Here is a 21,530-nt window from a genome sequence, read left to right as displayed (position 1 = left end):
GACCGATATGGTTACTCCAAACGGCTTTTTAATCGTTCTTCGAGGGCGGTGATACATAGCTTTACTGATAAGGGAGTGCTTTCACTGAATGGGTTTAAAGCATAAACCGTGTTTTTGGATAGCTCCATATCCGGTAGTAGTGGCACAAGCTCTGTATTGAGCTGAGAGAAATAAAAGTCTGGAATGATGCCACCGCCTGCACCTGATTGAATCAATGCCAGGCAACTGTGAAATGAGTTAGTGATACAGTCTGCTTCTTTCTCATAAACTAATGACTCACCGTTTGCTGACGTAAAGCTATGCTGAACGTACTTTCCTTGCCAATGATTAGCGATATAGGGTACGTCGTTTATGCCTTTTTTCTTTACTTCCAGGGTACTGCAGAACACATCCCGGAACTCACCAATTCGTTTTTGCTTAAGGTTACTGTCTTCTGAGGTACCGACCCGAACAGCAAGATCAACATCATGCTTCATAAGATTTAGTGGTTGATCATCACTTATAAGCTCTGGTTTCAATTTTGGGTAACGCTTCATCAGGTCAGCTACAACCGGTGCGACGAGTATATCCATTAGTGCGTTTGGTGCTGTAATACGCAATCGCCCCTGAGGCTCAACCAGAGATTCCTGGGCACTTTCCCATGCTGAGTGTGCAATGATGTTGATGTTTTTGCAGCTCTGATAAAAGGCTTCCCCTGTTGAAGTGAGTTTTTGCCTTCTTGTCGTTCTTTTAATCAGTGTTACACCCAGTTCAGTTTCAAGAGCCTTAAGGTGCTGACTTACCACAGACTTAGAGAGATCGAGTTTGGAAGCAGCAGCCGAAACGGAACCTTCTTCAACGATATGAGCAAAGATTGACATCTGTCTTAGTTTATTCATCGGTTGTTCTATTAATTCAAACAGTAATTTTTATTATCTCTGTTTTTCAGCTTGATTGATATGGGTATTCTGCTCTTCGAATCGTTAGGGCATCAAATTAGGAGAAAATAATGTTCGATCAAGATGTATTAGCTGCTTGTAAACAGGGTATTGGGGCGTGGCAAAAGGCGTTTAACGCACAGGATGCTAAAGGGTGTGCAGACCAGTATTCTCATGGCTGCACAATGCATGCTCGACCATTTGGTACATTTGAAGGTAGAGCTGCAATTCAGGCATTCTGGCAAGATATTATGGACAAAGGGTTTAAGGATGTAGCATATACAGATGTTAACTGGGAACCTTGTGGAGAAGACGGGTATATTCTGACTTCGAAATGGACGATGAATAGCGCATTTGGAGTGGTTCATAGAGAGCATTGGGTGGTTGAGGATGATGGCCATGCCCGATTGGTTCATGATGACTTTGAAGTTCAGGGTGAACGTTAATGGACAGGTAAGTGTTTAAGGCACTTACCTTACTTAGTAGATACGACTCTACAGCTTAATACTTTGAATGACATTCCCCACGGTACCCGCGTTAATCACATTGTATCCCTGCTTTTTCAGCCAGGTAGCGGCAGGTGCCGAGCGCATTCCTGACGCGCAATAGACGAGAATCGTTTTCGAGTTGTCTAACCCTTTTGTATTTCCAGCCATCAAAGCTTGTACCGGTATGTTCAGGCTTTCTGGGGCGTTAAAGCCTGCAAACTCCGCTTCGCTTCTCACATCAAGTAACTGAAGTTCATCAGCATTGAGCTCGGAAAGAGCAGATACAACTTGATTAGAGCGATACTTTTTATAAGCGATAAATAAGATGATAGCGGCTAAAAAAATGAGTAGTTGCATATCCATGATCAGTAGGTGCCATTTGAGTAAAGATAATGAATATTAGTATATTCTAAAATAGTTTACTAGTTTTTGCATATAACGAGGTGAATGTTTGAATGGGAAAGGAGTTGTATGTAAGGGTGTTGGTACCCCTGATTTCAATCGCAACTTACGTTCATGCATGTATAGTGCTCGTGTAAGTAGTTTGTATTGGAATGCCTTGGGTGTATACTTAGGAGGATGTATTTCCACGCGGTGTATTACGGATATTAGATGTTAATCAAAAAAATGGATCCCCCCCATGATATGCAAATTGGTACAAAATTTAATACCAAGAGGCATGGTTACGTAACGGTAATTGAATATTACAACACACATACTGTTATCGTAGCATTTGAAAATACAGGAAATATTCGTTCTATTACAGCAGCCAAACTTCGTAGTGGACAATTAACTGATCGATCTGTACCACCACAGTCTTTATTAATTGGTCAGAAAGTAGATTCCGATAAACATGGTGCTTTGACAATTATAAAAGTAGAATCAGAGAATATTGTTGTACTAGAGAATGAATATGGTGAAGAAGTAAGACTTTTATTAGCTACCGTCCAGAAGTTAATAGATAAAACTGAATCCTCAGAACAAGTAGATGAAGATAAAACCTCTCCGGAATTACCTACCTCATTGAGTGCATTAACTAAAAGAAATAAGAAAACAAGAGATGTTAATAGCTTACTAAGAAAAATGTTAAACGATTATGGTAAGTAATTATTAGATTCTTTCTTTTCCGGTCTTAAACACCTCTCGTATCAAAACACTCAATATCAACTTAAACTCATAAGGCGATAAGTAATTTTATTTATCGTCCTTTTCCTCTATTCGTTTAAAAAGTGGATCTTTGATCCTTTAGTGTGATTTGCTTCACGAAATCAATCTGGGCTTGTGACTTGTATCTCTTAAAATCATGCTTATTTTATATACCATGCAATCATGCAATAGCGAGATAGAGATGTCTCAACTAATTACACTACAGAGAAAGTCTATATGAAAAAGATAATGGTAGTTTGCGGTAATGGTCTTGGTACCTCTTTAATGATGGAGATGGCCGTTAAAGAAGTTGCTAAGAAAATTGGTTTTGAAGCGGAAGTCGATCATGAGGATTTATCTTCAGCTGCGTCAAGTAATGCCGATATTTGGGTGGCAGCTAATGATGTAGCTAAGCAATTAACTGCAGCAGGTAAAGAAAACGTAATTGGTCTTGCAAATATCTTTGACAAGAACGCAATTCAAAATGAACTGGAAAAATACCTTTAAGGGGAAATAATAATGGAAAGCTTTTTTCAATTTATGCTTGGGCTTCTAAAAGAGCCCGCGATAATGGTCGGTTTAATTGCATTTGTAGGCCTGGTTGCACAAAAGAAAGATGTATCTGAAGTTCTTAAGGGAACAATTAAAACCGTCATGGGTTTCCTTATTTTAGGCTTTGGTGCTGGTGCGCTCGTTGGAGCTTTAAATAACTTCTCAGTTGTATTTACCGAAGCATTTGGCGTAAGTGGTGTTATACCAAATAACGAAGCTATTGTTGCTCTAGCACAAGAAGCATTTGGTTATGAAATGGCGTTAATCATGTTCTTTGCTTTTATCGTTAATATCCTTTTAGCAAGATTTACTCCATTAAAATATATATTCCTGACCGGTCACCATACTATGTTTATGTCGATGTTGGTGGCAGTAATCCTCTCAACTTCGGGTATGACAGGTACAGCACTGGTTGCTTCTGGTTCAATCCTGGTTGGTGCTCTAATGGTTATCATGCCAGCTATTGGCCAGAAATATACTGAAAAGGTAATGGGCACAGATCAACTGGCAATCGGTCATTTCTCGACGTTCTCGTATGTTATTGCTGGCTTTATCGGTAGCAAATTTGGTAACACGGAAAAATCAACAGAGGATTTGAATGTACCAAAGAGCTTGATGTTCCTTCGTGATACACCAGTAGCAGTAGCAACAACAATGGCGGTTTTCTTTATGCTGTCATCCATTTTTGCTGGCGGTGAATTTGTAGAAACAGTCTCTGGTGGCCAAAACTGGGTTGTCTTCACTTTTATGCAATCGTTAGTATTTGCTGGTGGTGTATATATCGTTCTGCAGGGTGTGAAGATGCTTATCGCAGAAATTGTTCCTGCATTTAAGGGGATTTCAGATACTTTGGTACCAGGTGCAAAACCAGCCCTTGATTGTCCTATGGTTTTCCCGGTAGCACCGAATGCAGTATTGATTGGTTTCCTGTCTTCATTTGCCGCTGGTTTAGTCGCAATGGGTATTCAGGGTGCACTTGACTGGACCATTATCGTAGCGGGAGTTGTTCCTCACTTCTTCGTTGGCGGTGCAGCAGGTGTTTATGGTAATGCGACAGGTGGACTTCGTGGCGCAGTACTCGGTGCATTTACGCAGGGTCTGTGCATCTCATTCCTGCCAATGCTTCTGTTACCTGTACTGGGTGGTTTAGGTCTTGAGGCGACAACGTTTGCTGACTTTGACTTTGGTGTAGTAGGTCTGATTTTAGGCTGGGTAGTATCACTATAACAACAAAGGTTCGCTCCTATTCACGGTACGATTCCGGTAGCCACGCATAAATCCCCGTGTTTGATTGCGTGGCTTTTTTATTCTTCAAAAAGTATTTCCTCGACGGAGTATTCTGGAACTAAAGAATTGGGAGGCTATTTTTTAGCGACAGATACTCCGTTGAGGATCTTCATTATAGCGGTTCAATAACCTATCTAATCTCAATCGTAAGTCAATCAGCGGTACTGCTGCAGGCTATACTTATAGTGCAACCACAATGCATGGAGGTAATACTATGAGTTACAAACATATATTAGTTGCAATGGATCCTTCAGAGGATTCTAAGTTGTTGTTAGACAAAGCAGTATTGCTTGCTAAAGCAACGGGTGCTGATCTGTCCTTTATGAGTGCAGATGAAGTTTACGGTGTTGATCACGCTGAAAAGCTAGAAGCTCATAAAGAGGTTGCTGATTACCCAATTAAAAATATTTTAGTTGGGGATGACAGTATTAGTGAACGCATAGAAAAAGCGGTTAAAGATGAAGGTGTGGATCTGGTTGTCTGCTTTCATCACCACGACTTTTGGCATTCATTGTTCTCCACCGCAGCTGATTTGATGAAAGCTGTAGATGTCGATCTTTTTGTAGTGTCAGTCCGTTAGTCATTTAACTTGCGCCAAAGGTATCGGCGCCTCCCCTGATACCTTTCTTGTGAATGTTCCACTATCTATTTAGCTGTCGTCTCCTTGTGTGAGTCATTCTATAGCCAATATTAATATCGAACGTTCAATAAGCGGTTACACTATTCAACACAGTATTTATTTTGAACGATGTTCAGTGTATACTCCTCCGGTTTATATTTGTTTTATTTTTTATTTTATGGATGTCGGATGCTAGTTAAAAAGCTAGAAGCTCCTCATGATATGCAAATTGGTACAAGATTTGAAACCAAGAAGCATGGTTATGTCTCTGTTATTGAATACTATAATACCTATACAGTTATTGTTGCGTTTGAGAATACAGGAAACATTCGATCTATAACTGCAGCAAAACTACGTAGTGGGCAGTTAACGGATCGATCTGTTCCTCCTCAGTCTTTATTAATTGGTCAAAAAGTTGAAACTGAACAATATGGCATTCTTACGATAAATAAGATCGAGTCAGAGAATATTGTGGTTTTAACTAATCTTGACGGAGAAGAAATTAGATTACTGTTATCCGTTGTGCAGGGTTTAATATATAGTTCTGAACTAAATCAAGAAACGATTGAAGTTAATAAACCTTTAGAGCTTCCTACATCATTGAGTGAGCTAACTAAAAGAAATAAGAAAACTAGAGATGTTAATAGTATGCTTAGGAAGATGTTAACTGATTATGGAGACGGAGAAAGTAGAGTTTAGGCTATAAGTAAATTTTATTTTCTAGGTATTTTTTGCTGAATTCAGAGTACGAATTTAAAGTTTAACTACAAAACCTCTATGGCTAACCCTCAATTTTGGGTTAGCCATTTTTTTTGTATTAAATGTGATATATGTCACAAGGTCAGTTTGATCTTGTGATCTGGATCCGTATTTATGATCGCTTTTTTATATATTATTTACTCACTCAATAACGAGATAGAAATATTTCAAAGTATTTACCCTATAGAGAAAGCGTATATGAAAAAGATAATGGTAGTTTGCGGTAATGGTCTTGGTACCTCTTTAATGATGGAGATGGCCGTTAAAGAAGTTGCTAAGAAAATTGGTTTTGAAGCGGAAGTCGATCATGAGGATTTATCTTCAGCTGCGTCAAGTAATGCCGATATTTGGGTGGCAGCTAATGATGTAGCTAAGCAATTAACTGCAGCAGGTAAAGAAAACGTAATTGGTCTTGCAAATATCTTTGACAAGAACGCAATTCAAAATGAACTGGAAAAATACCTTTAAGGGGAAATAATAATGGAAAGCTTTTTTCAATTTATGCTTGGGCTTCTAAAAGAGCCCGCGATAATGGTCGGTTTAATTGCATTTGTAGGCCTGGTTGCACAAAAGAAAGATGTATCTGAAGTTCTTAAGGGAACAATTAAAACCGTCATGGGTTTCCTTATTTTAGGCTTTGGTGCTGGTGCGCTCGTTGGAGCTTTAAATAACTTCTCAGTTGTATTTACCGAAGCATTTGGCGTAAGTGGTGTTATACCAAATAACGAAGCTATTGTTGCTCTAGCACAAGAAGCATTTGGTTATGAAATGGCGTTAATCATGTTCTTTGCTTTTATCGTTAATATCCTTTTAGCAAGATTTACTCCATTAAAATATATATTCCTGACCGGTCACCATACTATGTTTATGTCGATGTTGGTGGCAGTAATCCTCTCAACTTCGGGTATGACAGGTACAGCACTGGTTGCTTCTGGTTCAATCCTGGTTGGTGCTCTAATGGTTATCATGCCAGCTATTGGCCAGAAATATACTGAAAAGGTAATGGGCACAGATCAACTGGCAATCGGTCATTTCTCGACGTTCTCGTATGTTATTGCTGGCTTTATCGGTAGCAAATTTGGTAACACGGAAAAATCAACAGAGGATTTGAATGTACCAAAGAGCTTGATGTTCCTTCGTGATACACCAGTAGCAGTAGCAACAACAATGGCGGTTTTCTTTATGCTGTCATCCATTTTTGCTGGCGGTGAATTTGTAGAAACAGTCTCTGGTGGCCAAAACTGGGTTGTCTTCACTTTTATGCAATCGTTAGTATTTGCTGGTGGTGTATATATCGTTCTGCAGGGTGTGAAGATGCTTATCGCAGAAATTGTTCCTGCATTTAAGGGGATTTCAGATACTTTGGTACCAGGTGCAAAACCAGCCCTTGATTGTCCTATGGTTTTCCCGGTAGCACCGAATGCAGTATTGATTGGTTTCCTGTCTTCATTTGCCGCTGGTTTAGTCGCAATGGGTATTCAGGGTGCACTTGACTGGACCATTATCGTAGCGGGAGTTGTTCCTCACTTCTTCGTTGGCGGTGCAGCAGGTGTTTATGGTAATGCGACAGGTGGACTTCGTGGCGCAGTACTCGGTGCATTTACGCAGGGTCTGTGCATCTCATTCCTGCCAATGCTTCTGTTACCTGTACTGGGTGGTTTAGGTCTTGAGGCAACAACGTTTGCTGACTTTGACTTTGGTGTAGTAGGTCTGATTCTAGGGTGGATTGTACAATGAGCATTTTAAAATTGATTGGTGACAACGGTATCGTTATCACTGAGGAAAAAGGCTTAAGTGTTGATGCAGCATTGGATATCACTTGTTCAAAACTGCTAAAACAAGGCAAGGTTGAACCAAGTTACCTTGAAGCGATTAAAACCAAACACAAAGAGATTGGTGCATATTATGTGCTTGCACCAAAGATAGCGATGCCTCATGCCCGCCCTGAAGATGGCGTGAATGAAGCTTGTCTTCAGGTAACAGTTTTCAAAAACGGTGTAGACCTGGAGTCAGATGATAATGGTGATGTTTATTTTTCAATAACACTAGCAGCTATGGATTCTGACAGTCATATACAAACCATTATGGCGTTATCAGAGTTGTTCCAGAATGACGACGATGTTGATGCAATTATCGCAGCAGAATCAGAATCGGAAATAGTGTCGATCTTGAAGAAGTATTAATTACTTACTATTCAAGCGAATATCTAAGCCCTCCGCAAGAGGGCTTCTTTTTAACGAAATCTAGATTTATTAGGAATGAAACATGGATAACAAGTTAACTCAGCTTCGTAAAATCACCACAGTAGTTGCAGATACTGGTGAAATTGATGCTATCCGTAAGTACCAGCCAGAAGACGCTACCACCAACCCTTCGCTTATCCTTAAAGCAGCACAGATTGAAGAGTATGCACCGCTTATTGATAGCGCAGTTCTGTTTGCTCAGTCAAACAGCGAAGATAAGGCTCAGCAGGTTGAGGATGCCTGCGATATGCTTGCAGTAAACATTGGTAAAGAGATCTTAAAAACCATTCCCGGCCGCATTTCAACTGAAGTCGATGCACGCCTTTCTTATGACACAGGAGCAAGTGTTGAGAAAGCACGTAAGCTTGTGACGATGTACAATGATGCAGGCATTTCCAACGATCGAATTCTAATTAAGTTAGCTTCTACATGGCAGGGAATTCGTGCAGCAGAGATCCTAGAAAAAGAAGGGATCAATTGTAACCTGACTCTTCTATTTTCATTTGCTCAGGCTCGCGCATGTGCTGAAGCAGGTGCATTCCTTATATCTCCTTTCGTTGGCCGAATCATGGACTGGCACAAGGCGAAAGAAGGCCGTGATTTTGAAGCGGCTGAAGATCCAGGTGTACTGTCTGTCACCAAGATCTACAACTACTACAAAGAGCATGATTACAAGACAATCGTAATGGGTGCTAGTTTCCGAAACATTGGTGAAATTCTTGAACTTGCAGGCTGTGATCGCCTGACAATCGCTCCTCAACTATTAGCTGAACTTGAAGCAGCAGAGGGAGAGGTGGTAGCAAAACTAAAGCCTGCGGCTGAATTGAAAGAACGCCCCGCACCTATGACAGAAATGCAGTTTAACTGGGAACATCATCAGGATGCCATGGCTGTTGATAAACTTGCTGAAGGTATCCGTAACTTTGCTATCGATCAGGGTAAGTTAGAGTCAATGATAGAGGAGAAGCTTTAATATGGAACATAAACAACTTGCAAATGCAATCCGTGTACTAAGCATGGATGGTGTTCAACAAGCTAACTCAGGTCACCCAGGTGCACCTATGGGTATGGCTGATATCGCCGAAGTACTTTGGCGTGGCCACATGAACCATAACCCACAAAACCCAGAGTGGGCTGACCGCGACCGCTTTATCCTTTCAAACGGCCACGGCTCAATGCTGATTTACTCTCTGCTTCACCTGACTGGTTACGAGCTGTCTATCGATGACCTGAAGAACTTCCGTCAATTACACTCTAAAACTCCGGGTCACCCAGAGTACGGCTATGCGCCAGGTATCGAAACAACAACAGGCCCACTGGGTCAGGGTATTACTAACGCAGTCGGTATGGCGATGGCTGAACGCTCTCTTGCAGAACAGTTCAACAAAGAGGATCATGAAATCGTAGACCACTACACCTATGCATTTATGGGTGATGGCTGTCTGATGGAAGGTGTTTCTCACGAAGCATGTTCTCTGGCAGGTACACTGGGCCTTGGTAAGCTAATCGCATTCTGGGATGACAACGGCATCTCTATCGATGGTCACGTTGAAGGCTGGTTTGCAGACGACACACCTAAGCGTTTTGAAGCTTACGGCTGGCACGTAATTCCTGCTGTTGACGGTCACGATGCAGCGGCAATTGATGCGGCTATCATTGCAGCGAAAGCAGACCCTCGTCCAACACTAATCTGTACTAAAACTATCATCGGTTTTGGTTCTCCGGACAAGTCTGGCTCTCACGACTGTCACGGTGCACCTCTGGGTCATGAAGAAATTGCAGCAGCACGTGAATTCCTTGGTTGGGAACACGGTCCATTTGAAATCCCGGCTGATATCGCTCAAGCATGGGATGCAAAAGAAGCAGGCGCAGCGAAAGAAGCAGACTGGAATGCGAAGTTTGAAGCATACGCAGCCGCTTCCCCTGAGCTGGCAGCTGAATTCAAGCGTCGTGTAAACGGTGAACTACCTGCTGAGTGGGAAGAGAAGACATCAGCCATCATCGCTGACCTTCAGGCAAACCCTGCAAACATCGCATCACGTAAAGCCTCTCAGAACGCTCTAGAAGCGTTCGGTGCTATGCTACCAGAGTTCATGGGTGGTTCTGCTGACCTTGCACCTTCTAACCTGACTATGTGGTCTGGTTCTAAGTCGCTGACTCGTGAAGACTTCTCTGGTAACTACATCCACTACGGTGTACGTGAGTTCGGTATGACGGCTATCATGAACGGTATCGCGCTTCACGGTGGCTTTGTTCCTTACGGTGCAACCTTCCTAATGTTTATGGAATACGCTCGTAACGCAATGCGTATGGCTGCGCTAATGAAAGTTCAGAACATTCAGGTTTACACGCACGACTCTATCGGTCTGGGTGAAGATGGTCCTACGCACCAGCCTGTTGAGCAAATGGCTTCTCTACGTGTGACGCCAAATATGAGTACATGGCGTCCATGTGACCAGGTTGAATCAGCAGTTGCCTGGAAATACGCTATCGAGCGTAAAGATGGCCCGACTTCTCTTATTTTCTCTCGTCAGAACCTTGCACAGCAAGAGCGTGATGCAGAGCAGGTAGCGAACATTGCGAAAGGTGCTTACATCCTGAAAGATTGTGATGGCAAGCCAGAGCTTATCTTCATCGCAACAGGTTCAGAAGTTGAGCTAGCAGTAGAGGCAGCAGCAGTACTAACGGCTGAAGGTAAGAAGGTACGCGTCGTATCTATGCCTGCAACGGACGTATTTGATGCGCAAGACGCTGAGTACCGTGAATCTGTACTGCCTTCTGATGTGACAGCTCGTGTTGCTATCGAAGCAGGTATTGCTGATTACTGGTACAAGTACGTAGGTTTCGACGGTCGCATTATCGGTATGACAACCTTCGGTGAATCTGCACCAGCAGGTGAGCTATTCAAGATGTTTGGCTTCACTGTTGAAAACGTAGTAGAGAAGGCCAGAGAAATTATCTAACAATTTCTAGGTTCCTTTAACCGTAAAATCCGGTTGCCACGCACAATCCATGTCTTGGTGCGTGGCTTTTTTGTTTGAGTGTATATTGGACGTTAGTTGATATGTTTGAGAATACTTTTCGTGCTCTCACTACCCCACAATACCCTCTTAAAATATCGCCTTCTTTTTGTCTCTAAAATAGAAAATCGCAGTTATCAAAATGAACAAAAACGAGAAATAGTAGAAAAATGAAGAGAGTGAGGCCAGAAAATCGAGGTGTTGTTCAACTTGTTGCTCGGTGTAGTTCTGAGACAGCAATTTATAGTAGTAGGCGTATAGGATACCTATCGAGCCGTATCCCAGATTAAACATTAACCCTTTGAAACTGAGTACGGTTGCTCTGTTGTGTGAGTCAGTTTTTTTGTTTAGGTGGTAACTGATAAAAATATTCATCGTCATAATGATGAAAATTAAGATCAGAGCGGGTAATACACCGTAAATTGACCATCCCAGACTGATCCAGTAATAGGTCGCCATGCTGGCTAAACCCATGATAAAAATAAATCGTCTTGGTGCGATGCTTTCCGCTAATCTACGACTCTGTCCTGCCAATATTATTTTTAACACACTGATCCCTGCACCTATAAGTCCGAAGTAGATAACGGGGATGTCAATGGCCGTGTAATACTGACTGTTCATGGTTAAAAACATGCGGGATGTGTGCTCAAACAAGCTGTAGTAGAGCAATATAAAAAGTACATAGGGTGTGGAAAGCACCCATTTACCTGTGTTCATTGTCAGTTTCAGGCTTGCTATTGTGGTTGCTAGCCTACTGCTATTATTGGGTAAAACCCTTTTTTCTTCCCTCATGTTTGTAGCAGAGTAAATAGCGACCAACGCGACAAGCAAGGTGGCATACACTGGGATGCGCATGATCTCTTGAGTACTTTCAGGTTTTGGAAATCCAAGAGCTTGGTATATGTTCGCCATAAAGTTCACGTCATACATCGCGGCCCCGATTAAGGTGACAAAAATACCCACACCAGAGGCGATGCGAAGCTGGATCTGTAATACACGCGGCCATAAATCTTCTTTGTCTTGCTCTTTTAAAGTGTCATAAGCCAGCGCCTCATCCGCGCCACTGGCCAGAGCCATTGCTAGTCCACTTAATATCCGGTTTATCAAAAACACGAAAAATACCAAAGTGGGATTACCCGTTGGAACAAAGGCGATCATGGCTATTTCGATAAACATAACTATCGAAGATAGAACTACCAGCTTCTTGCGACCCAAGGTGTCGGCAAATGCACCTGATGGAACTTCAGCAAGCACAATGGTGGCAGCCCAAACGACATTGAGCATGGCAAACTGAGAAAGGGTTAGACCGTAATCGAGATAGAGTAAGGTGAATACCGGATAGTAAAAGCGCGCAAAGTAACTGCTTCGAAACATTAAGTAGTAACGGACATTGCGAATACGAAGGATATCTTTGAGAGTCATAAAGTTTGCGCACTTTGAGAAAGATCGTTATTCCTAATGGTATGTTTGCTTGCTATGAAAAGCGATTGTTTTATAAGATTTCCTTTACTCATTTATATTGATCGGATCAAACAGGCATGTTTATAGGAAATAATACAAGTGTCATTACCCCGTGCACAGGTCGGTGCGAGTTGGATGAAGGCGCGATTTGCAAAGGCTGTTTTAGGTCTTCATCAGAAATTGCTGATTGGGTAAATAAATCCGAAGATGAAAAAATCAGTATTGTTATCCGATGTAAAAAACGGATTGCGAAACAGAACGGAGCTTAAGAAATTGATATTCTAAGTACGAGTAAGCGGCTAGCAAAAATCACGAAACGGGACTATTTTTATTAATGAGATTGTCAGTAATGGAGTGTGGTATGGAAATCTCAGAATGCCGTAGGAAACTAGCGGCACATGTCCTTGTTGATGCGAATATTGTCCACGATGTAAACACCTGTGGATGGCACGTTAACTTTCACGACAATGAAGGTAATGAAGTCCCATTCACAGACAATCTGGAGATCCCATTAAGCTTCAATAGTCCGGAAGATGCAAAAATGGTCCTCCATCAGATCGGTGACTGCCCTGTGAAGGTGAACCATTTATTTGGTTTTTACGCTATCTGACGTGAACGGATCTCAATAATTTCCTTGTTTACTCCCTAAGTCCTCAAATAAGAATTCAGGCCAGCAGCAGATAGGTTGCTGGCCTGAAAGATAAGGTAATTGAAGATATTATCGTGCAGGATTTGAGATACGATTGCTTACCGTTCTATACATTGCCAGTCCAACCAGTGCTCCAAGTGAAAAGAACAAGCCGCCACCCGATCCTATTGAGGTAACGGGTGTTTCATTTTCCGGATATGGCTTATCTGATATTGGAGCGGTTCCCTTCTGGATAGAAATGTTGGTGTTCGTTTCGGATGTGATGGGAAGATAAATCACCATTGAAGGATTCCCATTCGTGCCGTAGACAATCCCTTGCTTTGCACCAGTGACAGGGGACGAATCCAATTTGATAATGGCTTCGTTTTTGGTTCCCCAGTTCTGAATCACAAAGCACGGGTTAATCAACGGGTTTGCCGAAGAGGCCGCAACATCAAATGACATAACTTCTGCTGAAGAGGTTAGCTTAAAGGCTCTTTCATCCTTAGAATAACGACCTGAAATACCACTGGTATTATACATGGCTGGTGGTTGTGACCAGGAGCGGTACAACTTTCTTAGCTCATTGGTATTCTTGTTACTCATGCCTTCCAGTCGGTTGTTTTTACGCCATGTCCCGGAAGCGATGCGCCCGTTTACGTAGCCTCGATTGGGTGGTGCTGTTTTTAATATGGATGTGTGTGCCACTCTGGAAGATTTTCCGTAATCACTTTCACCGTGTGTTTTCTTTTGACCAACAGGCCAATGGCTATAACGGTTAAAGTCATTGTAAGGTCCCCAGAATTCTAGTGTTGAGTCATCCACCATGGTGAAGGGTTTGTACTCACTGCCTTTGATATTGATTCGTTGGATTTGTGGCTTAGTCCCCGTGTTGTGTAGTTTGTCGAGTGTGTTCCAGTCTTTTGACCAATTCCAGGCGGTTGTGCTGGACTGATTGATGTTTTCAACGGTGTTGTTAAACGGGATAATATCTTCAGGGACTTCATTCGGAGCAAGAAGCAACATGCTTTCTCCCCATTCCACGTAATTGTTCAGACTAGACGACCAAAAAATCATTTCATAAGCCGTCACACCATCCGGGTAAGCATACATGTACCAGTCTGACCAATCTCCCCAGCCTGTGGATGAATCGTAGTTGTTGTTCATATGGTCATCAAATACTTGAGCATATCGCCAATGAACAACCACTCTTGCGGGGCTATTCTCGATAATTCGAGCGTGTCCGTAGTGATGTTGCTTGTCTGACATGGGTTCAGCACAGCAGTATTGCTTGCCGTTTATATAGCGAAAGTTCTCATTAAATTCCGAGTTAAACCTGCCTTTATTGTCATTGAGGTGGATGGGAGAATAGGTAGCAGCTCGCCAGAAAATAGTTTTGAGCGGAGCGTCATCATATTCAATGACAATGTCAGCATACTCACTGTCACGCATTAGTTGTTCCCAGGTATCGTAGAAGTTTAGCTTTTCGTAACGAGCCCCAAATCGACCTTGGGTGCTGCCTTCAGGTATGGTCCGCTTTTCGATATCGGGGTTATTAATGCCTTTTTGCTCAGGTTTGTACTTGTTGTATGACTCTGAGATTTGCGATGAACTAAGAGCTACGTCGTAGATTCTGACCTCATCAATTAGAGCATCTAGCGTGTAGTTATAGCCACTATCAGATAGCCCATGGCCTATACGTAATGGTGCGCTTCCTGTTTTTATTGGGTTTGCGGAAACCGTGTTGGAGGTGGCAAGAACCCCATTTAAGTACAGTGCAATCGAACCGCTGCTTGCTTCGTATGTCGCTGCTATGTGATACCACTTTCGTGTCGAGAGCTTTGTAGGGTACACCAGTTCTTCAACTGAAGTTCCGTTGCGAATCCGCATAAACAACTCACCCCCTTCATCGATGTACAAACCAAAGGATTCGAGAGTGTCTACATCACCTTTATGAAGTATGGCTTGTTGATACCAGGGGTATGCTCCGATGGCTATCCAGGTTTCCATGGTTACTGCCTGACTGATTGCCTGAAGGTTGGTGGCGGGATCGCTCAGATAGTTGGTATATCCGTTTAGTGCGAGTGCTGTGCCCGACACGCCTCTTTTCCAGTTTGCTTTGTCACCGGTGATAGTCAGATTGCTTCCTGAAATGGCGTCTTGTGCTGCTGAACCTGAGCCCTCATCGAGTTTTAGCCAAAACCTGGGTGAGGTGGCAATTGGTGTTTTAACCTCGCTCGGTATTGCTGATGGACTCGTTGATGATGAGTTAGGGGAGGTGGTTGAAAGGGTTGTGATGCCATTCTGAGTTAACTTATAAATTTGAACGGTTTTATTTAGTGGATCCGCCCAGTCATCATACTTTGCTGAGCCTTGCCTGACCGATCGGCTCACCGAACCATCGGAATTAAACGTGAAAATCTCATCAACGAACTTGGTATGGCTTTCATCTGTTTTAGGATTGCCTGCAGAGAATGTGGGCATGTAACGCCATTGAACAATGGCCTTGTTTGTACCGGATTCGATCACTTTCACATGAGAATACATGTTGACCTTGTCAGGCATTGTTTTGGAACCGTCTCCTTTACGGGGAACAATCTCTGGAAAGGGGTAACGACCTTTTTCACTGACCAGCACGGGTAAATAACTGGTTCCGCGCCAGAATTCTATTTTTAGTTGACTGTTTACCTGTACCACAATGTCGGGATGAAGCCATGTACGCGATGTGGCTTCCCAACTTTCACCTTTCGCAAGCTTTGTATAATAGGTTTTAAAATCGGTGTTTGCGTTTGCGAAGCTGCTAGTGCTTGTTGCGGCTATAAGAGATAAAGCCAGAAAGGTAAAGGAGGGCAGCAGTTGGAGTGCCATGGAAATATAATCTCCGTATAGAAATGGTAAGTCGCATCTGAACAAAGGAGTAACCAGTTGGGTACATTGTTCGTCTGGAACTTAAACCACCTCTAACAGGAAGATTAATTTTTTGTAATGTTATGGCACCGTTTATATTGGAAAGCTATTTAATCAATCGTACGACTAAAGAACCGGGAGCTCGGATGGACTCGATATTGTGGCTCAGTACAGTTCCTGATGTCGGAGCGTGGTAACGATGTATCTCACTGCCAAATCCATCGTACTGAACCGCCAGTAATTGACCCTCTTCGACTTTTTCCAGCATTTTTACCTGAGGAAGAATAAAACCACCTAACTCAGCGCGAATGCTGAACGTTTCATTTCCTTCTAAGCTCTCTATATAAGGTGCGGGCTCTGCGTTGATCACACCATGGTGCTTAAGAATATTGAAGATACCTTCCACTGTACGATCGATGAGATGTTCTTCGGTATAACGACCCATGCCAACTTCTACGGTTATACTTGGGATACCATTGTTATTAAACACTGTCTCCAATACACCTGTGTCACCACCATCATTAAGGATGACATCAGCGTTCATTAAGCGTGCCATTTTCAACGATTGTTCAATCCTAAAATCGGCAAATACGTATAGAGGGTAGACGGTTCCACTGGTCTGGGTGTGAAGATCGATAGCGAGGTCTGCATTGGGTTTTAACAGGTTTTGCCAAAGTGAGTGGAGATAGCGCTCTGCTTCATTTCCCGATTTTTTTCCTGGAAAGTAACGATTAAGGTTCGAAGGAGAGGTATCCGGATCGGCAGAAAAGAAATCCCGGCTGTGGTGGAGCATACCTGATAAGTTGATGCTTGGAACAATAGTGATGGTGCCGGCTAGTTCGGTATCAACCAGATCGCGAGCAAGCTTCTGAGCCGCGAGTACACCGTTGTACTCATCGCCATGGACACCCGCAGTGATAAGCACCTTCTTACCTGCTTTTTTGCCCTTAAATACAAGAACCGGTAAGTGTTGCCACTGAGATACTGCATTCCTTGCGACCTGGAACCAAAACTTATGTTCCCCAGGTTCGATATCGCTTACATCTAAAGCGCTAATGACTTTATGACCTTGGATGACATCGTCAACAAACAGTGTTGCCATTAGTAGTTACTCCATAACATCTGATAATAAGGCTTAATCAATGTAACTAAGCCAATCTTAGTTGAAAACGGTTTCTATTAAACAGAAGAGGCGAGATCTTGTCTCGCCTCTTTGTCTGATTTTATGCGAAGCCCATAATATGCGCAGTGATGACAACGACACTGGATAGAGCAAATAGTATCAGGATAAATCGCCAGCAGAATTTTGCCCAGTCACCCCAATCGATTCGACATACACCTAATGTTGCCATTAGCGAAGCCGATGTAGGAACAATCACATTGGTGAAACCATCACCAAGTTGGAATGCCAGCACGGCTACCTGACGCGTTACACCCGCAATGTCTGCCAGCGGGGATATTAGCGGCATTGTAAGAGCTGCCTGACCTGAACCCGAAGTAACGAAGAAATTGAAGATGGACTGGAAAGCATACATCAACCATGCAGCTACTACATCTGGTACACCGCTAATAAAACCACCAGCACTATTCAAGATGGTGTTCAATACGCTAGCTTCGTCAGTAGTGCCACTTCCCAGAATCAACATGACACCTTTTGCACAACCGACCAACAGAGCAGGAGCTAACATAATGCCAGCACCTTCTTTAAAGGCATCAGCCGCATCATTTAATGTCATGTTGTTCAGTCGGAATAGCGTACCAAGGATCGCGACAACGAATCCCATAGTGAAAAACTGGGATGCAATTTCAGGAATGTACCATGCGTTAACGACAACCCCCCATACTACCCAAACGGTTGTTGCTACAACTGTCAGGATGACAAGAGTATCTCCTAGGTTCCAGCGCGATACGTGATTGTTATCTTCAGTTGTGCGGAAATGTACGTCAGTTTTATAGCTGTAAGACAGTTCAGGATTCGCTTTAATGCGTGACGCATACACCATAGTGAAAGCGATACCGATAAGCGTAAACCCTAACCATAGCCCCATGCGAACGGTCATACCTGAAAGAACAGGGATACCAGCGATGCCCTGAGCAATAGCAACCGAAAATGGGTTCATCCATGAAGTAGCAAAACCTATCTGTGTCGCTACGTATGTGACCATAACAGTTGTGATGCCATCGTAGCCCAGCCGAACCATAAGCGGTGCGATGATAATGGCAAAAGCGACAGCCTCTTCACCCATTCCGAATACGGCACCACCAAGTGAAAACAGCAGGAACAGGACCGGGATAAACAAAGATTCGCTGCCTTTGGTTTTGTCTATAAGACGAAGAATACCGTTGTCGATTGTTCCAGTGCGCATCACTATGCCAAAAGCACCACCGATCACCAGCATGAACATGATCACACCTATGGCGCTTCCCCATTTTGAACCTGATACCAGTCCTTCAAATGGGAAGTTCATAAGGCCAATGCCACCACCGGAAGCAAACAGACCAACTTTGTTGTAAACAAGTTCTCCGTTTTCGTCTGTCGCATAAGCGAAAGAGGCAGGATCAATGACGGTTCGCGTTTTTTCTGCGCCATCAACCATGTAGGAAACTTGCTGGCTGTCGAAATGGCCAGCAGGTACAAAGTAGGTAACAGCGGCTGCCAGAATACCAATAATGAATATAAGAATGAGGGTGTCAGGCATCTGCCATGACTGTTTTTCTGTAGCCGAATCTAGCGTTCGAGAATCTGCATGTGACATGAAATATTCCAAATAAAACGTTATGCGGGACAAAATATCCATAAGATAATATGGGTGTCAAATGCATATTAGGTTATTTGTACTAATTGTTTGTCGCCAATCAAGATTATATATGGTTAGGTTGCTTGTTGGTCTGTAAATCAATAAATCGAAGTTTTTGAATGTTCTAAATAGTGAGCGAACTAGCCATGCACTATTCTTCTGTCTCTACTTCAGTTTCTACCGTTTCAGTTTCTATCGCCTCTGTACCTTGCTGCTCAGCTTCCTGTTCCAGTTTCGCGCGCTCTGCCTTCGAGATGTATTTTGGTTTGTTGCTTTTATGCAGCTTGGCGTTTCGCTTTTTTTGTTTTTGTTTCAGAATCTGATTGATCTTCTTTTTTCTGTTCATACCGAATATGTCCTGATTTTGTGCGGTGGAGGAGAATAGCCAGTTTCGCTCTATTTAGCAAACTCGGTTTTTAGCAATGCGTATTGATATTCGTCTCCCCATTCTCCTTTAAAGAAAATGTTTTGAACAAAGTGTGCTTCTCGACGAAATCTCAGTTTTTCAAGCAACTGGTATGAAGCTGCATTTCTTGCATCGGTTGTTGCGATGACACGATGCTTATTAAGTGTATTAAACAGGTAGTCAAGAACGGCGTAGACAGCTTCGGTAGCGACACCTTGCTTTTGGTGTTTTGGTGCAATGGTGAAGCCAATTTCTATTTGTTCGTTGTCAATAAAGTGGAGCGCCACATCCCCGAGTAGCTCATTCGAGGTTTTTGAAGCGATAGCCAACTGAAACCAAAGCCCATTATCAGCAAAGTGGGTGTAATCCATACGCTCAAAAAAAGCGAGCGCTTGTTCGTACGAATAGTCTGTCCATGTTTGATATCGAGAAACAGACTCTTGCGCTCGATACTCCGCAAAAGTGCTTAGATCTGTTTTCTCAAATGCTCGGATGGTAAATCGGGATGTTTCTAGTACTGGAGCTTTCATTCATCACTCTATGTTTCAAATTGATCACTGCTTTTATTATATCGTCATGTGAGCTGGATTATGAGTTTAAGAATCAACAGGTGTTGTTCTCTTTGAAGACAACACAAATTGTGCATCTGTTTACTATAATTACTGAGAACTTCCCAATGGACTCGCTGATGCTATGTTAAAGAAATCTAAAAAGATTATAGATGAGGAAGTTGTTTATCCTCAGGGAACCGAGTTAGTTTCAACTACTGATAAGAGAGGCATCATTACTTATGCGAATGATGCGTTTTGTCAGGTTGCTGGTTATACAAAAGAAGAACTCGTGGGCAAAAACCATAATATTGTCCGACACCCAGATATGCCAAAAGCGGCATTTAAAGATCTTTGGGATAATTTAAATAAGAAGAAAGCCTGGCGAGGTGCTGTAAAAAACAGATGTAAAGATGGTCGGTATTACTGGGTCGATGCTTTTGTGACACCTATTTATGAAAAGGACATATTGACCGGATATCAGTCTGTTAGAACTAACTTAGGTGAAGCGGAGAAAAAGAGGGCGATAAAGCTTTATAAAACGGTGCTTGCCAGTGAACAAAGTTCAAGTAAAGGGCTTTCTATTCGTTCTATTAAGTTAGGTTTTTCACAAAAACTAGCACTGTTCACGTTACTGAGTCTGATCATTGTCGCATTGACGGTGATGGTTTCTCCTTACCTATCTATATTACTGCCCGTTCTTCCATTCATTTTTTTCTATCCGGACATTGTTCTAAGACCCAAATTCTCAGAAAAACTGGCCAGTGATTACGACAGCGTATCAAGGCTCGTGTTTTGTGAGGATGGAGAGAACATCCCTGAGTATCATCTCAAAATGGAGGAGGGGAAATTCCGGACAATTATTGGAAGGGTAACTGATAGCAGTAAGTTTCTTTTAGGAGATGCAGATACGCTTGCTCAGTCTTCTCAGGCTGCAAAGAAGAATATTCAGGATGAGAAAAAGGAGCTCGAAAAAGTATCTGAAGCGATGGAACAGACAGTCGAGACCATTGCGGGTATTGCCGAAAGCAGTGACGATACTCTTAACCGAACCAAACAAGCAGAAGACACCGCTGATCAGGTTACGAATAAACTTTCTCATACACACGAGACGATTGACCTGTTAAATAATGAAGTAAAACAGTCGGCCCATATTACCGATGAGCTGACCGAAGAGTCTGAAAAAATTAATGGCATGATGGCTGAAATCAAGGGTATTGCGGATCAGACCAATTTATTAGCTTTGAATGCAGCGATAGAAGCGGCAAGAGCAGGAGAGCAGGGAAGAGGTTTTGCAGTGGTGGCCGATGAAGTGAGAGCGCTGAGCCAACGAACTCAGGATGCCACGGAACAAATTCAAAAGTCAATCGATGGGATTCAAACCACTCTGGGATCGCTAAATAAAGCAATGGAGAACGGTCAGCTAAACGCACAAGAGTGTGTGAATGTCACAAACGAAACTCAAGAATCACTGCAGGCATTGTGTAGCATCATCTCCGAAATCACGGATGATGCGACTCAGGTTTCTTCCGCTGCGGAAAAACTCAGTGTTGTCGCCATGGATGTTTGTATGAATATCGATGCAATTGAGCAAACTTCAGGCAATAACATATCTCAAGTTGAGCAGATCGCTCACAACGCTTCCAAAATTGAGGAGCAATCCCAAAAGTTAATGTCGCTCGGAAAGAGCTTCAGATAACTTTTGGTTAAATTGCTGGTAACGTTTACATTTCAATGTTCGTGCGAACATA

22 protein-coding genes are annotated in these 21,530 nt (G+C 42.7%); 14 read left to right on the top strand and 8 right to left on the bottom strand.

The features are described from left to right. Positions 1-11: 11 nt before the first annotated feature. Positions 12-878, bottom strand: coding sequence for a LysR family transcriptional regulator (locus SNR28_RS20545; RefSeq protein ID WP_375750521.1), 867 nt, complete (start codon positions 876-878; stop codon positions 12-14). Positions 879-988: 110 nt separating this feature from the next. Here SNR28_RS20545 and SNR28_RS20540 point away from each other — a divergent pair, with 110 nt between their 5' ends. Beyond that, positions 989-1,363, top strand: coding sequence for a YybH family protein (locus tag SNR28_RS20540; protein ID WP_375750519.1), 375 nt, complete (start codon positions 989-991; stop codon positions 1,361-1,363). A gap of 48 nt (positions 1,364-1,411) precedes the next feature. On the opposite strand, the gene SNR28_RS20535 is transcribed toward SNR28_RS20540, so the two are convergent. Then, complete coding sequence (locus SNR28_RS20535; RefSeq protein WP_375750518.1) at positions 1,412-1,762, bottom strand: rhodanese-like domain-containing protein; 351 nt, start codon at positions 1,760-1,762, stop codon at positions 1,412-1,414. Positions 1,763-2,017: 255 nt separating this feature from the next. On the opposite strand from SNR28_RS20535, the gene SNR28_RS20530 reads away from it, so the two are divergent. From SNR28_RS20530 to tkt, 10 genes are all read left to right on the top strand, one after another. Continuing rightward, positions 2,018-2,512, top strand: a complete 495-nt coding sequence (locus SNR28_RS20530; RefSeq protein WP_375750517.1) for a hypothetical protein — start codon at positions 2,018-2,020, stop codon at positions 2,510-2,512. A 276-nt stretch (positions 2,513-2,788) separates the two neighbouring features. Next, the gene (locus tag SNR28_RS20525) at positions 2,789-3,058 is read left to right on the top strand and encodes a PTS sugar transporter subunit IIB (protein WP_375750516.1); all 270 of its coding nucleotides are present in this window, start codon (positions 2,789-2,791) and stop codon (positions 3,056-3,058) included. Between the two features lie 12 nt (positions 3,059-3,070). Beyond that, positions 3,071-4,330 (top strand): PTS ascorbate transporter subunit IIC, encoded by a 1,260-nt coding sequence (locus SNR28_RS20520; RefSeq protein WP_375750515.1) that lies wholly within the window; start codon positions 3,071-3,073, stop codon positions 4,328-4,330. Between the two features lie 274 nt (positions 4,331-4,604). Then, on the top strand, positions 4,605-4,970 hold the full coding sequence (locus SNR28_RS20515; protein WP_375750514.1) for a universal stress protein: 366 nt from the start codon (positions 4,605-4,607) through the stop codon (positions 4,968-4,970). A 228-nt stretch (positions 4,971-5,198) separates the two neighbouring features. Further along, the gene (locus SNR28_RS20510; protein WP_375750513.1) at positions 5,199-5,708 is read left to right on the top strand and encodes a hypothetical protein; all 510 of its coding nucleotides are present in this window, start codon (positions 5,199-5,201) and stop codon (positions 5,706-5,708) included. Between the two features lie 258 nt (positions 5,709-5,966). Beyond that, positions 5,967-6,236 (top strand): PTS sugar transporter subunit IIB, encoded by a 270-nt coding sequence (locus SNR28_RS20505; protein ID WP_375750516.1) that lies wholly within the window; start codon positions 5,967-5,969, stop codon positions 6,234-6,236. Between the two features lie 12 nt (positions 6,237-6,248). Continuing rightward, positions 6,249-7,505: a PTS ascorbate transporter subunit IIC gene (locus SNR28_RS20500; RefSeq protein ID WP_375750512.1), complete on the top strand. Its 1,257-nt coding sequence runs from the start codon at positions 6,249-6,251 to the stop codon at positions 7,503-7,505. Then, on the top strand, positions 7,502-7,951 hold the full coding sequence (locus SNR28_RS20495; protein WP_375750511.1) for a PTS sugar transporter subunit IIA: 450 nt from the start codon (positions 7,502-7,504) through the stop codon (positions 7,949-7,951). The genes SNR28_RS20500 and SNR28_RS20495 overlap by 4 nt, the downstream gene beginning before the upstream one ends. A gap of 82 nt (positions 7,952-8,033) precedes the next feature. After that, the gene (tal, locus tag SNR28_RS20490) at positions 8,034-8,984 is read left to right on the top strand and encodes a transaldolase (RefSeq protein ID WP_375750510.1); all 951 of its coding nucleotides are present in this window, start codon (positions 8,034-8,036) and stop codon (positions 8,982-8,984) included. Position 8,985: 1 nt separating this feature from the next. Further along, entirely contained in the window at positions 8,986-10,974 is a 1,989-nt protein-coding gene (tkt, locus tag SNR28_RS20485; protein WP_375750509.1) for a transketolase, read from the top strand. Positions 10,975-11,121: 147 nt separating this feature from the next. Here tkt and SNR28_RS20480 read toward each other — a convergent pair whose 3' ends face one another. Beyond that, on the bottom strand, positions 11,122-12,453 hold the full coding sequence (locus tag SNR28_RS20480) for an MFS transporter (protein ID WP_375750508.1): 1,332 nt from the start codon (positions 12,451-12,453) through the stop codon (positions 11,122-11,124). Between the two features lie 116 nt (positions 12,454-12,569). Between SNR28_RS20480 and SNR28_RS20475 the strand changes: the two genes are divergently transcribed. Beyond that, the gene (locus SNR28_RS20475) at positions 12,570-12,761 is read left to right on the top strand and encodes a DUF1289 domain-containing protein (protein WP_375750507.1); all 192 of its coding nucleotides are present in this window, start codon (positions 12,570-12,572) and stop codon (positions 12,759-12,761) included. A gap of 92 nt (positions 12,762-12,853) precedes the next feature. Continuing rightward, positions 12,854-13,102, top strand: a complete 249-nt coding sequence (locus SNR28_RS20470; RefSeq protein WP_375750506.1) for a hypothetical protein — start codon at positions 12,854-12,856, stop codon at positions 13,100-13,102. Positions 13,103-13,210: 108 nt separating this feature from the next. On the opposite strand, the gene SNR28_RS20465 is transcribed toward SNR28_RS20470, so the two are convergent. The 5 genes from SNR28_RS20465 to SNR28_RS20445 all read right to left on the bottom strand — a co-directional run bounded on the left by SNR28_RS20465 (position 13,211) and on the right by SNR28_RS20445 (position 19,761). After that, a complete protein-coding gene (locus SNR28_RS20465; protein ID WP_375750505.1) occupies positions 13,211-15,988 on the bottom strand; it encodes a LamG domain-containing protein in 2,778 nt (925 codons plus the stop codon). Positions 15,989-16,133: 145 nt separating this feature from the next. Next, on the bottom strand, positions 16,134-17,129 hold the full coding sequence (locus tag SNR28_RS20460; RefSeq protein WP_375750504.1) for a succinylglutamate desuccinylase/aspartoacylase family protein: 996 nt from the start codon (positions 17,127-17,129) through the stop codon (positions 16,134-16,136). Positions 17,130-17,250: 121 nt separating this feature from the next. After that, positions 17,251-18,726: a putative basic amino acid antiporter YfcC gene (gene yfcC, locus SNR28_RS20455; RefSeq protein ID WP_375754132.1), complete on the bottom strand. Its 1,476-nt coding sequence runs from the start codon at positions 18,724-18,726 to the stop codon at positions 17,251-17,253. A 250-nt stretch (positions 18,727-18,976) separates the two neighbouring features. Next, complete coding sequence (locus tag SNR28_RS20450; protein ID WP_375750503.1) at positions 18,977-19,171, bottom strand: DUF2986 domain-containing protein; 195 nt, start codon at positions 19,169-19,171, stop codon at positions 18,977-18,979. 50 nt (positions 19,172-19,221) lie between these two features. Beyond that, positions 19,222-19,761, bottom strand: a complete 540-nt coding sequence (locus SNR28_RS20445; RefSeq protein WP_375750502.1) for a GNAT family N-acetyltransferase — start codon at positions 19,759-19,761, stop codon at positions 19,222-19,224. Between the two features lie 163 nt (positions 19,762-19,924). Between SNR28_RS20445 and SNR28_RS20440 the strand changes: the two genes are divergently transcribed. After that, a complete protein-coding gene (locus SNR28_RS20440) occupies positions 19,925-21,478 on the top strand; it encodes a methyl-accepting chemotaxis protein (protein ID WP_375750501.1) in 1,554 nt (517 codons plus the stop codon). Positions 21,479-21,530: the final 52 nt, after the last annotated feature.

It is taken from the genome of Vibrio iocasae (assembly GCF_042245395.1).
Lineage (GTDB): Bacteria > Pseudomonadota > Gammaproteobacteria > Enterobacterales > Vibrionaceae > Vibrio > Vibrio iocasae.
This window is presented reverse-complemented; position numbering and strand designations above follow the sequence as displayed.